The organism is Actinocrinis sp. (genome assembly GCF_035605935.1).
Taxonomy (GTDB): domain Bacteria; phylum Actinomycetota; class Actinomycetes; order Streptomycetales; family Catenulisporaceae; genus Actinocrinis.
Window position 1 is genome coordinate 14,769 of record NZ_DATNGK010000034.1, and the last position, 12,659, is coordinate 27,427.

At 68.3% G+C, this 12,659-nt stretch carries 8 protein-coding genes; 3 read left to right on the forward strand and 5 right to left on the reverse strand.

Annotated features, from left to right (window positions below; genetic code table 11):
* Positions 1–58: 58 nt before the first annotated feature.
* Positions 59–577: an acyl-CoA thioesterase gene (locus tag VN779_RS02865; RefSeq protein WP_325719824.1), complete on the reverse strand. Its 519-nt coding sequence runs from the start codon at positions 575–577 to the stop codon at positions 59–61.
* 167 nt (positions 578–744) lie between these two features.
* Between VN779_RS02865 and VN779_RS02870 the strand changes: the two genes are divergently transcribed.
* Positions 745–1,353, forward strand: coding sequence for a dTDP-4-dehydrorhamnose 3,5-epimerase family protein (locus VN779_RS02870; RefSeq protein ID WP_325719825.1), 609 nt, complete (start codon positions 745–747; stop codon positions 1,351–1,353).
* 130 nt (positions 1,354–1,483) lie between these two features.
* Here VN779_RS02870 and VN779_RS02875 read toward each other — a convergent pair whose 3' ends face one another.
* Positions 1,484–2,686: a cellulose-binding domain-containing protein gene (locus VN779_RS02875; RefSeq protein ID WP_325719826.1), complete on the reverse strand. Its 1,203-nt coding sequence runs from the start codon at positions 2,684–2,686 to the stop codon at positions 1,484–1,486.
* Between the two features lie 377 nt (positions 2,687–3,063).
* On the opposite strand from VN779_RS02875, the gene VN779_RS02880 reads away from it, so the two are divergent.
* Positions 3,064–6,135 (forward strand): RICIN domain-containing protein, encoded by a 3,072-nt coding sequence (locus VN779_RS02880; protein ID WP_325719827.1) that lies wholly within the window; start codon positions 3,064–3,066, stop codon positions 6,133–6,135.
* Between the two features lie 94 nt (positions 6,136–6,229).
* Here the strand turns inward: VN779_RS02880 and VN779_RS02885 are convergent, their stop codons facing one another.
* On the reverse strand, positions 6,230–7,270 hold the full coding sequence (locus VN779_RS02885) for a LacI family DNA-binding transcriptional regulator (RefSeq protein ID WP_349260618.1): 1,041 nt from the start codon (positions 7,268–7,270) through the stop codon (positions 6,230–6,232).
* Between the two features lie 319 nt (positions 7,271–7,589).
* On the opposite strand from VN779_RS02885, the gene VN779_RS02890 reads away from it, so the two are divergent.
* The gene (locus VN779_RS02890) at positions 7,590–9,626 is read left to right on the forward strand and encodes a glycoside hydrolase family 127 protein (RefSeq protein WP_414639561.1); all 2,037 of its coding nucleotides are present in this window, start codon (positions 7,590–7,592) and stop codon (positions 9,624–9,626) included.
* Positions 9,627–9,880: 254 nt separating this feature from the next.
* On the opposite strand, the gene VN779_RS02895 is transcribed toward VN779_RS02890, so the two are convergent.
* Both VN779_RS02895 and VN779_RS02900 read right to left on the reverse strand, forming a co-directional pair.
* Positions 9,881–11,656: a serine/threonine protein kinase gene (locus tag VN779_RS02895; protein ID WP_325719832.1), complete on the reverse strand. Its 1,776-nt coding sequence runs from the start codon at positions 11,654–11,656 to the stop codon at positions 9,881–9,883.
* 264 nt (positions 11,657–11,920) lie between these two features.
* On the reverse strand, positions 11,921–12,659 hold a 739-nt coding region (locus VN779_RS02900; protein ID WP_325719834.1), incomplete at its 5' end, for an acyl-CoA dehydrogenase family protein.

Consider the following 12,659-nt stretch of genomic DNA (forward strand, 5'->3'; position numbering starts at 1 on the left):
GCGCCTGCTTGCGCTCAGGCGATCCGGTCGGCGGCGATCCAGTCCGCGGCGATGCGGCTCAGGGTGCCTCGCGGGAGGCGAGGATCGCGGCGCGCCGGGCGAGCCGGTGCGTGCGCCGGATGCCGGCCTCGTGGTTGCGCCGCTCCTCCTCGTGCGTTTCCAGCAGCAGCGGCGGAGTCGGGCGCGGCTTGCCGTCCGCGTCGATCGCGACGAAGACCAGGTAGGCGCTGGCGACGTGCGCCGCCTGGGCGCCAGCCTCATCCCAGCGCTCCGCCTCGACGCGCACGCCGATCTCCATCGAGGTGTTGCCGGTCCAGTTCACCTGCGCGTGCGTGTGCAGCAGGTCGCCGACGTGCACCGGGTTGAGGAACGCCATCTCGTCGACGAACGCCGTGACCGCAGGTCCGCCGGAGTGCCGGGTAGCCACCAGCCCGGCGACGTCGTCGACCAGCTTCATCATCACCCCGCCGTGCACATTGCCCAGCAGATTGACGTCGAGCTGGGTCATGACGCGGCTAAGCGAGACCCGCGTCTCGGAGACCGGTTTGCCGGGTAGCTGGTATGGCGTCTGAGGCATGATCACACGATAGGCCGCCACACGAGGGAACAACCACCGGGTAGGGTGCGACGCGACGGCGAAAACGGCGAGCCGAACCCGGCCGGAACCGGCCGGAATCAGCCCGAACCCAGCGCCGCCCCCAGCCAGAGTCAGCCCAGAATCAGAGCCGAACGCCAGAGGTCCGCATGAAGATCACACCGCTGTCCGTCCCCGGAGCCTGGGAGATCCTGCCGCAGCAGCACGGCGATCCGCGCGGCCTGTTCATGGAGTGGTACCGCTACGACAAGCTCGCCGAGGCGGTCGGCCACCCGCTCGACCTGGCTCAGGGCAACATGTCGATCTCCGCGAAGGACGTGGTGCGCGGCATCCACTTCGCGCAGGTGCCGCCGAGCCAGGCCAAGTACGTCACCTGTGTGCGCGGCGCGGTGCTCGACCTGATCGTGGACATCCGCCTCGGCTCGCCGACCTTCGGCCGCTGGGAATTCGTCCGCCTGGACGATGAGGAGCGGCGCGCCGTGTACATCGCCGAGGGCCTCGGCCACGGCTTCTGCGCGCTGACCGACGATGCGACGCTGGTCTACGGCTGCTCGGCGACGTTCGATCCCGAGCGGGAGTTCTCGATCCACCCGCTCGACCCGGAGCTCGCGATCGAGTGGCCGACCGAGACCCCGCAGCTGTCCGCCCGTGATGCGGCCGCCCCGTCGCTCGCCGACATGCGTGCGGCCGGCGTGCTGCCCGAGTACGAGGCCTGTCTTGAGTTCTACGCCACCAAGTCGGCGCAGTTCTCCGGCTAATTGCCAGCCAGCGGTCCGAGCCCGAATACAACTGTGGCCCCGCACCGAAACCGGTGCAGGGCCACAGCCTTTCAGCGGCGCGCCTTTCAGCGGCGGGCCTTTCGGCGGCCGGCCGCGTCAGCCGTCCGCGTCAGTCGGCGATGGCGCAGCCGCTGTCCTGGTTGGACCAGATGGAGGTGACCGGGAAGGAGCCGGTGGTCAGGTTGAGGTTGCCGTCGGGGCCGCAGAGGTCGGCGACCTCGCTGGTTTTGTCGGCGGTGGTCCAGCCGGCGTTCACGTCGGTCATGGTCTCGGCGTATTCGTGTGAGGTGACGATGGTGTTCTGTTCGCCGTAGGCGGCGTTGATCACGTTGTAGCCGTCGGAGGTGGTGGTGTGCCAGGAGTAGCCGCCGCCGGCGCTGGTGCCGGCCGGGGAGAAGATGATGAAGATCGAGCGCGATAGGGCGCCGCTCGCCCCGAAGTGGCCGGCCGCGGCGCGGGCCTCGGTGATCAGGTCGTCGCCGGGGGCGGCCGGGGCGGGCTGGGAGGTGTCGATCCAGGTGCCGCCGAACACGCTGCTGCTGGGATAGGGGATATGCACCGCGCCGGGCGGGCAGGTCTGGGTGCCGGCGGGCACCGCGTTGCAGTACTGGGTCAGCACGTTGGACCAGCGTTCCCCGCCGGTGCCCAGGCCCTTGAAGAAGCCCTCGTTCTGGGTCTGGGTCGCCCCGCCGGAGCTGCCCCACTGCGAGCCGTAGAAGACCAGGTACACCTTCGGACTCTGCGTGATCACACCGTTGCTACCGCCGTTGTACTGCACACACGTACTCGCATGACACGGCGTGCCGTTACCGCCGCCGCTCGGCGTGGCACTCGGGGAGGGCGAAGGCGACGTCGAGTGCGTGGGCGTCGGGCTCGGCGAGCCAGGCGTGACCGTGCCGGTACACGTCACGCCGTTGAAACTGATCGCACTCGGAGCCGAGTTCGTGCCCGAATACGAGCCGTTGAAGCCGAAGCTGACCGAGGCGTTCGTACCCACCGAGCCGTTGTAGGACGCGTTGGTGACGGTCACGGACTGGCCGGACTGGCTCACGGTGCCGTTCCACAGCTGGGTGACCTGCTGGTTACCCGGGAAGGTCCAGGCAACCTTCCAGGAACTGACCGGGCTGCCGAGATTGGTGATCGAGACGCTCGCCCCGAAGCCGACGTTCCACTGGCTGGTCACCGAATACGTGGCCTGACAGCCCGTCGCGGCGCTGGCCGATGTGGTGGTGACGGCGACGAGGCCGGCGGCGAGCGGTGCCAGCGGCGCGAGCAGCAGTGCGCGCTTGTGCCGAAGTAACTGCGGGATCATGAATCTTCCTTCGGATGGCGGCGCCGCCTGATCAACGCAGGTGGGTTTGCGTCAGGCGGCGGGGTCTAACGGGCATGGGTCCAGGTAGCGCGGACGGGAATCACGCGCTCCCGCTGTAGTCGTGGGGTGCCCGCGCGCAGAACGGGACTGCGCGCCCCTGCCATCAAAGTCCTGACCCGCGCCGTGGCCTCGGGTCGGTCGGCTGGACAGTACGACGGTCGTGGTCGGGCGTCAAGGAGCGGCTTTACCGCCATGGCCGCACCGGCTCTGACCGCGGAAACTTGCAACCGGCGTTGACAGTCTCGCGCGGCGGCTCTACGGTTCCCGCGACATCTGGGCACCGATCCACCCCTTCGCAGCAGTGGGAGCGGTAACCCATGCGTGTCAGACCTCGTATCAAACCTCTTAGACACCGGCGGGTCGCGGCCTTGGCGGTCGCGGCGCTGTTCGCCGCCGGCCTCAGCGCGATCACCGGGGCGGCCCCGGCGGCGGCCTCGGTCGCCTTCAACTCGACCGCGGTCAACCAGGGCGGCGGCGGCTGCCTCGACGACCCGAACTCCTCGACGACGACCGGCACCCAGCTGATCCAGTGGTCCTGCAACGGCGGGACGAATCAGAACTGGACGTTCACCCCGATCTCCAGCACCAGCACCTCGTACACCGTGAAGAACGCGTCGTCGTCGCTGTGCATGGACATCTCGGGGCGTTCGACCGCTGACAATGCCCAGGTCATCCAGTGGACCTGCAACAGCCAGACCAACCAGGAGTTCACCCTGGTGCCCGCGTCCGGCAGCAACGTCTTCGAACTGCAGGCGGTGCACTCCGGCAAGTGCGTCGTGCCCAGCGGCGACAGCACCGCGAGCAACACGGTACTGGTGCAGTTGCCGTGTTCGAGTGCGAATACCCGGGTGTGGCAGCTGCCCGCGTACAGCAACGGCGGCACAGGCGGAAACACCGTCTCCGTCTCGAATCCGGGGACGCAGACCACGACGGTAGGCACCGCGGTCTCGCTCCAAATCAGCGCCAGTGACTCGGCCTCCGGCCAGACATTGACCTACACCGCCTCGGGCCTGCCCGCCGGACTGTCGATCAACTCCTCTGGCAAGATCTCCGGGACTCCATCGACTGCTGGAACCTCGAATGTCGTGGTCACCGCGAAGGACGGCACCGGCGCGTCCGGGACCGCCGCATTCACCTGGGTGGTCACCGCCTCCGGTGGCGGCGGGACCCTGCTCGGCATCCCGGCTGTGGCGCCCAACGCGTGCGGCAACTCCAGCCTGCCCAACGCGTACGGCACGAACTTCCCGACCCCGACCGACCCATACGGTCAGGGCTTCTTCAACGAGACCGCACTCGGCTGGGACGGAAACTACTGGCCGGTCTTCGAGTACCTGTCAGGATCCTTCTTCGCGCGCGGCGTGCCCACCACCTACAACGCGAACGGCACCACGATCTGCGGCGCGATGTACTCCTTCAGCATCTACAACCTGAATGGCAACCGGTCGGCGCAGTCCGTGCAGTGGACCGAGGAAAGCGGCTATCTGCCCGCGATGACCACCTCGTTCAGCTCCGGCAGCACCGCGGTGTCGATCAAGGAGTTCGAGGACAAGGTCACCATCGGCGGCCACCCGGTCGGCGTGGTCTACGCCCGGGTTTCCGTGACCAACAACGGCGGCTCGGCGGTCACCATCGACCCAGGCGGCTCCGGGACGAACCTGATCCGGCTGACCAGCAGCTCGCTCAACACCGTGCAGCCCGGCGCTACCAGCAACCACGACTACCTCGTCGCGGTGGACAACTTCGGCAGCGGCTCCGCTCTGCCGACCGGTTCGACGCTGTCCTCCAACGCGCCCGGCTTCGACACGGCGGACAGCCAGATGGCCGCCTACTGGAACGGCCGCATCGGCGAGACCGCGTCCTTCTCGCTGCCGAACCTGGGCCTGCCCAACACCGGCAACCTGTCGAATCCGGGCACTGCTTTGACCAACGCCTACAAGGCAGGCACGGTCTACAGCCTGATGATGCAGGTCGGCGAGGCCCAATTCTCCGCGGCCGACAACTACGCGTGGCTGCTCAACCACGATGTCCCCGGCGAACTGAATGCGCGCCTTGAGACCGGCGACTACCACGACGCGCAAAACCTGCTGCTCACCGCACGCATCTCGCAGAACCCGAACTTCGACGAGCACGGCGCGAACTGGTACTACGACGGCGACTGGAAGACCCCGAGTTCGTGGGCTTACTACCTGGCCAAGACCAATGACACCGGGTTCGTGAGCCAGTACTTCCACGACGATTCCGGCGGCTCGAGCCAGTGGGGTCCGAGCCTCTACACGATCATGCACTCGATCTACACCGGGCAACTGGCCTCCGACGGCGTCCTGTCGACGAGCTTTGACAACGACTCCTCTGGCCGCTGGCTGTTCGACGACTACTCGGCGCTGCAAGGCCTCGCGGCTTACAAGTACATCGCCACCCGGATCGGCAACACGAGCGAAGCTCAGTGGGCTGATTCGGCCTACAGCTCACTGCTGAGCCATCTGAACACGCTGGTCGGCAACACCGAGTCGGCCAACGGATTCAACTACCTGCCCTGCACGGTCGACCAGCCGAACTCGGCCAACCGCTGCAACACCTACAACGACGCGAACTGGGCGTCCCCGGTCTGGGTCGGGCAGAACCAGTGGTCGACGATGCTGATGGGCGGCACGCTCAGCGGCGTGGTCGGCGACCCGGCGCAGGCGGACAACATGTACGCCTGGGGCTTCGCGCGGCTCGCGTCCAACGGACTGCCGTACCCGACCTTCGGCGCGTTCAACGGTTATTCGACCGCTTACAACACCGCCTACGCGAACGACGGGCTGTACGGCACGAACTACCGCGATCTGCCGATCACCAGCTACGCCTGGCAGATCGCGACCACCACCGGCGGACCCAACGCCTGGTGGGAGGCGAACGGCTCCGGGCCGAGCTCCAGCAACCCGTGGATCGGCAACCACGCCGGTCCCGAGTTCGGCGCCTGCCCTTACGCCTGGCCGATTTCCGCCCAGCAGGAGGGTCTGCTCCAGTCGATCGTCGCCGAGGGACTGTCCTCGACCGGCAGCGGCCCGTACACGTTCACCCGTCCGCTGTACATCGGCCGGGGCGTTCCGAACACCTGGATCGCGTCCGGGCAGACGATTTCCGCGAGCAACCTGACTACGTCCTATGACATGAGTAGCGGCTCGCGCAGCACCTATGGCGTGTCGATCGCGGTGACCAAGCCGTCGACGCGTGTGGTGACCGTCAACCTCTCCGGCAGCCTGCCGGGCGGCGCGGTGCTGATCCAGCTGCCGATCTTCAACTCGGTCGGCGTGTCCTCGGTCAGCGGCGGAACGTACAACTCGAGCACCCACACGGTCACCGCGACCTCGGGAGCATCGCAGGTGGTGATCACCCTGGCCAGCTGACGGCCTTCCAAGCACGCCGGTAAGCAGTACCAGCAGTCCGGATTCGCTCGGACAGCCGGGGCGGTGGTTCGCGGCCGCCGCCCCGGCGCTGGATCTATATGACAGAGGATTGACGTACTATGAGCCGGCACGGCACCGTCTCGATGCCTACGGTCGGGCGGCCGCCGATCGCGTCGAGCAGCCGCAGCGCCGCGATCCGGCCGATCTCCGCCAGATTGAGGTCGACCGTGGTCAGTGGCGGGCGGCTGGCGGCCGCGATCAGCTCCCAGTTGTCGTAGCCGACCAGGGCGACGTCCTCGGGGATGCGAACGCCGGCCTCGCGTAGCGCGTCCGCGACCCCACGCGCGATCAGGTCGTTTCCGCAGAAGATCGCGTCGCAGCCCGGGTCCGCGCGCAGGATCAGGCCGGCCGCGTGTCGGCCCCACAGCTCGGTCCACTCGCCGTGATACGTCCGGCCGCCGCACAGTTCGAGTCCTGACTCAGCCAGCCGCAGCCTGGCCTGCTCGGCGCGCACGGCCGCGGCTGCGTGGTGCGCCGGTCCGGTGATGTGGGCGATGCGGGTACGGCCGGAGTCGATCAGGTGCGCCACCGCCAGGCGCGCGCCGCCGGCTTCATCGGGCACGACCGAGGCGTCGCGCGGATCGGTGGACGGGCCGAGCGCGTACACGGTGGGCACGGAAGGGCGCCCGGCCAGAGGTGGGCGCGGGTCGGTGCGGCGTCCGGTGACGATGATCCCGTCAATCCGCCGGGCCAGCAGGGTACGTAGATGGTGCTGTTCGCGGATCACGTCGCCGCGACTGTCGCACAGCAGCACCGAGATCTGTTCCGGACCGAGCGCGTCCTCGGCGCCGAGGAGCACCGGGATGCTGAAGCGGCCGATGCTGTCGGTGGTCAGCAGGCCCACGGTCCAGCTGCGCCCGGCGAGCAGGCCGCGGGCGAGCGGGTTCGGCTGGAAGTTCAGCTGCTCGGCGGCCTCGAGCACGCGCTGCCTGGTCTCCGGGCGCAGCCGACCGCGGTTGTTGAGCGCCTTCGAGGCGGTGCCGACGGTGACCCCGGCGAGCGCCGCCACATCGCCCAACGTGGGCGGAGCCGAGCCCGATTCACGCCGCGTCGACGTAGCCGCCGTCTTTTTCACAGCACGCGGCGACGTCGAGGCGCCACCCTTCCCGTCGCCGGCTTGATCGTCGGGGGCCGGCTCGGCCGGGAAACTTTCAAGGTCATCGCCCGCGGACTGCGGCTGCGCTGACGACCCAAGATCTTCGGTACGTGCTGCTTCCAGCTCTGCCATCGGACAAACCCTTTCCCACCACCAGCGGCAAGGATCTCATACCGGCAAGCCCGCCCACAGAGTCTTGACGCAGCGGGCGCGGCAGCCTACCTTCCCGGATAGGAAAAGGTTTTCCGTACTTTTCCGAACCAGCCGCCCGACGAGGACCCAGCGTGCCTCGTCGAGCATGTCCCTCCTCGAGTCCAGGGAGCCGAGCGTGGCCAGCCGTCCGCAGTCAACGCCAGCGCATCGCGCCGGCCCGCTGCAGCCGACCGCCGACGCGCGGTGCGCTCTACGCCCGGTCGGAAGGTCGCGCATCACCGGCGGCTTCTGGGGCGAGTGGCGCCGGATCAACGCCGAGGTGTGCGTTCCGCAGGGTCCTGCGTTGCTTGAGGCGGCCGGAAACCTGCACAATCTGCGGCTCGCGGCCGGGCAGGCCGAGGGCGAATACCGGGGCGTGCACCCTTTCCTCGACACCGACGTGTACAAGTGGCTGGAAGCCGCCGCCTGGCAGGCTGCTGATACCGATGCGGCCCCCGAGCTCGACGCGATGATCTCGTTGATCGCCGCGGCGCAGCAGCCCGACGGATACCTCAACAGCTGGTTTCAGGTGGTTAAGGGCGGCGAACGCTATCGCGATCTGCGGTGGGGCCACGAGCTGTACTGCGCCGGCCATCTGATCCAGGCCGGGATCGCGCTGCATCGCACTACCGGTCGCGCCGAACTGCTGGCTATCGCGCGCCGGTTCGCGGATCAGATCGACTCGACTTTCGGTCCCGGAAACGCGGTCGACGGCGTGTGCGGCCATCCCGAGGTGGAGACCGCGCTGGTCGAGCTCTACCGGGAGACCGGCGAGCCGCGTTACCTCTCCCTCGCGCGCTACTTCGTCGATCGCCGCGGGTACGGCCTGCTGGCAGCGAAGGATCGGCGCGCGGCGGAAGCCGGACCGGCGTACTGCCAGGACCATGTCCCGGTACGCGAGGCCACCGAGGTCGCCGGTCACGCGGTGCGCCAGCTGTACTTGCTCGCCGGGGTCGCCGACGTGGCCGCGGAAGCCGACGATTCGGAGCTGCGGGCCGCGGCCGAGCGGCTGTGGGCGGAGATGGTCGCGCGCAAGACGTATGTGACCGGCGGGCTCGGCGCGCATCACGACGAAGAGGATTTCGGCGATCCGTACGAGCTGCCGAACGAGCGGGCCTACTGCGAGACCTGCGCGGCGGTCGCGTCCGTGCAGTGGAGCTGGCGGATGGCCCTGATGACCGGTCAAGCGAAGTACTCGGACCTGGTCGAGCGCACGCTCTACAACGCGGTTCTGGCGGGTGTCTCGCTGGATGGCGAGCGCTGGCTGTATGTCAATCCTCTTCAGGTGCGCGACGGCTATCGGCACCCGGACGGCGATCACGGCGTGCGCCGCGTCGCATGGTTCCGCTGTGCGTGCTGCCCGCCTAATGTGATGCGGCTGCTGGCCAGCTTGCCGCACTACTTCGCCTCGGCTGACGACTGCGGACTTCAGCTGCACCAGTACGCCACTGGACGCTTCGGCGACGAGAGCGCGCAGGGCGCGTTCGCGGTGCGCGTGGTAACCGATTACCCCTGGAACGGCCGGATCTCAATCGTCGTGGACGAATGCCCCGCCAAGGCCACGCCGTGGACGCTGTCGCTGCGCATCCCGTTTTGGTGCAACGGTTTTCGGCTCGTCATCGAAGGCGAGCCGACCGAAGCAGTGCCCGAAGACGGCTGGCTGCGCCTGCGGCGCGCCTGGCGCCCCGGTGACGCCCTGGAACTCGAACTCTCCCTCGAGCCGCGGCTCGCCGTCGCCGACCCGCGGGTCGACTCCGTGCGCGGCTGTGTGGCGATCGAGCGCGGACCGCTGGTGTACTGCGTCGAAGGGGTCGATCACCCCGGCGGCGGCCTGGACGATCTGCTTTTCGACCCGGCGCCCGGGCTCACCGAAAAGCACGACCCGACCTTGCTCGGCGGCGTGACGGTGCTGCACGGCTCGGGCCGGCGGCGCGGAACCACGGCCCTGGACGGCGCACGAGGTGGAGGGGACGGTGCGGCCTCCTGGTGGCCGTACCGCAGCCTCGGACGAGTGATTCGCGCGAAAGCCCGCGCCGACGCGGGTATCGCCGCCGCCGAACAGTTCGAACTGACTGCGATCCCTTATTACGCGTGGGCGAACCGAGAGGACGGCCCGATGCGGGTCTGGCTGCCCACGTCCTGACCCAGACTCCGCTGCCGCTGCACGGTGCCCGCGGCGGCAGCGGCTTTATCAACCGCTTCGAGAATCACGAGGAGGAAACGCCGAAAGTCCGACCGGAGGCCGGCCGATCTGGTCGGCTCAGGTCGTCAAACGTGCTCCTGCCGCTGGGGAACCGCGAATTCCCCGGCCGGCAGGAGTACCCATGCGACAGGAGGAGCGCTTTCCAGACAGACCCCGGCAGCCGCCCTCGCGGTGCGCCACCGGCTATCGCGGGCTCAGTCCCAGGACCAAAGCTGGTGTGATTGACCGCTACAGGGTTCGAAGTCGAGCTGCGTTCCGTCGCCGTCTCCCGGCGCGTTCAGGCAAAGTCCCGAGTGGTCGCCGACGATCGAGCCGTCAGACCGCATGGTCCAGCGCTGATGCGATTGGCTGCCGCAGGTGAACAGTTCCGGGTGCGTGCCGGTTGCGCCGGCCGAGGAGGCGTCGTCGAGGCAGTACTGCCCGCCGTCGATGGTCAGCTGTCCGGTCGTCGCCAGGGTGAAGACTTGATTAGCTCCGTTGTTGCAGGTCCAGATCTGCTCCACCACCCCGTTGGCGTAGTAGCCGCCCGAGGTGTCAAGGCAGGTACCAGAACCCTGGTTGTACAACCGGCCGGTGTGGCTAACCTGCGGGGCAGAACTCGACGGGCTCGGCGCAGCAGAGGCCGAGGCAGATACGACTGGTGACGCGCTGGGCCTCGCGGGGCTTGCCGAAGGCGTCGCCGACGCGGTGTTGCTCGCCGACACGGACGCGGTCGGAGCCAGCGTGTTGGTCGGCGTCCCGATAGCAGAGCCTGGCGATATTGGACTGCCGACCGGGGCGCCAATGCCGACCCGCGTCGGCAGCGTCGATGCATCCGCGCGCGGAGAGCCGTGCGTGGTCAACCCATACGTGATGAACGCCGCGAGCGCGACACCGCAGAGCGCGGCGGCGATGATCGTCCACAGCCGACCGCCGCGGGTCCGCTGAGCGTAATGCCCAGCGCCACGAGCCGCGACGACACTGCCGGCTCGCCGCGTGACCGCTGTTTCAGGCTGCTCCATCCGCTTGGGCAGTGGATCGTGCCCTGATATGTGTGCGCCGTCGCCGAAGAAACCGAGATCCGGGCCGGCGGTGACCGCGACCGGTGGCGACGGGGGCACCGTTTCGAGCACGTCGACGACCTGGCCGCTGGCTTGCCGTAGTACCGCTGCGAAGTCCGCGGCGGACGGCCGATGCCGCGGATTCTCATCGAGGCAGGCGGCAAGCGCGTCGGCTACCGAGTCCGGCACTTCGGCGGGCAACGACACCACTGCGGACGCATCACGCCGCGCGTGTCCCTGCGGCCTTCGGCCGAACGGCGGCTCGCCGGTCAGTGCCTCGTAGAGGACGACTCCGGCGGCATATACATCGGCGGATTCGGTCGGCGCCTCCCCCGCGCCGAGTTCCGGTGCGACGTACTCGGCGCCTACGTTCGCGTCCGCAGCCTGTGATGTCACCGTCTGCTGCACTACGGCCCGGCCGAGTAGCGCGGCCATGCCGAAATCGGTCACCCGCAGCGCGATCCCGGTCTCAAGATCGGACTCGAGTAGCAGATTCGACGGTTTCACGTCGCCGTGTGCGACGCCGACGTGCCGCGCAGCCGACAGCGCATCGCACAGTTGCGCGGTAAGCGAAAGTGCCGCGCCGACTGGCATTGTGCCTTGCCGGTCAAGCAGCGCGCGCAGATTCTCACCGGGCACCAGCCGCGAAATCAGCGCCACAGACTCATCTTGCTCCACGATGTCGTCTACCGGGACGATGTTGGGGTGCGTCAGCTGACTGATCCAGGCGACCGTGGCGCGCATTCTGGCCAGCGCGCCCTCGTCCTGGACCAGTTCAGGGCGCAGCAATTTCACCGCGCATTCGGTCGCGGCCGCCTCATCGCGCCCGCGCCAGACCTCCCCGGCGATCCCCTCGCCGAGCGGATCGAGCAGCGTATAGCGACCGCCCAGCAGCCACCCGGGATCCGGCATGTCAAGCCCCGTCATCATGAACCCTAGGTACTAAAGCGGATTGAATTAACCGCGGCCTGCGCGCAAGGCAATATTCGGCAAACTGCGCCGCGCGTCAACCCTTTCATCCTGTCAGCGCCGTATGACACTGTGCGAAAGTAGTCGTTCGCATGTTCGCATGTTCGTAAGCGCGAAGCGCCGCGCCGCCCGAGAATTCAGGCGACACGGCGCCGTCGCGCCAAGCCGTCCGGTTGGCCGTGTGTAAGAAGTAGCGCTGGGGCCGCGCTACTTGTTACACACGCTCTAGCCGCGCAACAGCTGACGGGCCATCACCACGCGCTGGACCTGGTTCGTGCCCTCGTAGATCTGTGTGATCTTCGCGTCGCGCATCATGCGCTCGACCGGGTACTCCTTGATGTAGCCGTAGCCGCCAAGGATCTGCACCGCCTCCGTTGTGACCGCCATGGCCGTGTCGCTGCAAAAGAGCTTCGCCATCGCCGAGGCCTTGCGCACAGGTCTAACGCCGGCGTCGTACTGCGTTGCCGCCTCGCGCACGAGGAGGCGCGCTGCCTGGATCTCGGTCGCCACGTCCGCGAGCTGGTGCGAGACGGCCTGGAAGCTCGCCAGCGGCTTGCCGAACGCCTCGCGCTCCTGCGTGTAGCCGACGGCCGAGTCGAGCGCCGCCTGTGCCATGCCGACCGCAAACGCGCCGACGCTCGGCCGGAAGAGGTCGAGCGTGTCCATCGCGACGCCGAAGCCCTCGCCGATCTCGCCGAGCACGTGGTCGGCCTCGACCCGGACGCCGTCGAATTCGAGCCGGCCGATCGGGTGCGGGGCGAGCAGGGCGAGGTGCTCTCCGGAGAGCCCGTCGCTCTCGCGCGGAACGACGAAGGCCGTGATGCCCTTCGAGCCGGAGTTGGCCGTTGGCGCGGAGACGCTGTAGACGTCCGTCTCGGGCGCGTTCGAGATCCAGATCTTCGTTCCGGTCAGGCGGAAGCCGTCGCGTTCGCGCTTCGCCTGCAGGGTCAGGTTGGCCGCGTCG

Coding starts and splice junctions, on each gene's coding strand:
- VN779_RS02865 (WP_325719824.1), bottom strand. CDS start 577: ATGCCTCAGACGCCATACCAGCTACCCGGCAAACCGGTCTCCGAGACG.
- VN779_RS02870 (WP_325719825.1), top strand. CDS start 745: ATGAAGATCACACCGCTGTCCGTCCCCGGAGCCTGGGAGATCCTGCCG.
- VN779_RS02875 (WP_325719826.1), bottom strand. CDS start 2,686: ATGATCCCGCAGTTACTTCGGCACAAGCGCGCACTGCTGCTCGCGCCG.
- VN779_RS02880 (WP_325719827.1), top strand. CDS start 3,064: ATGCGTGTCAGACCTCGTATCAAACCTCTTAGACACCGGCGGGTCGCG.
- VN779_RS02890 (WP_414639561.1), top strand. CDS start 7,590: ATGTCCCTCCTCGAGTCCAGGGAGCCGAGCGTGGCCAGCCGTCCGCAG.
- VN779_RS02895 (WP_325719832.1), bottom strand. CDS start 11,656: ATGATGACGGGGCTTGACATGCCGGATCCCGGGTGGCTGCTGGGCGGT.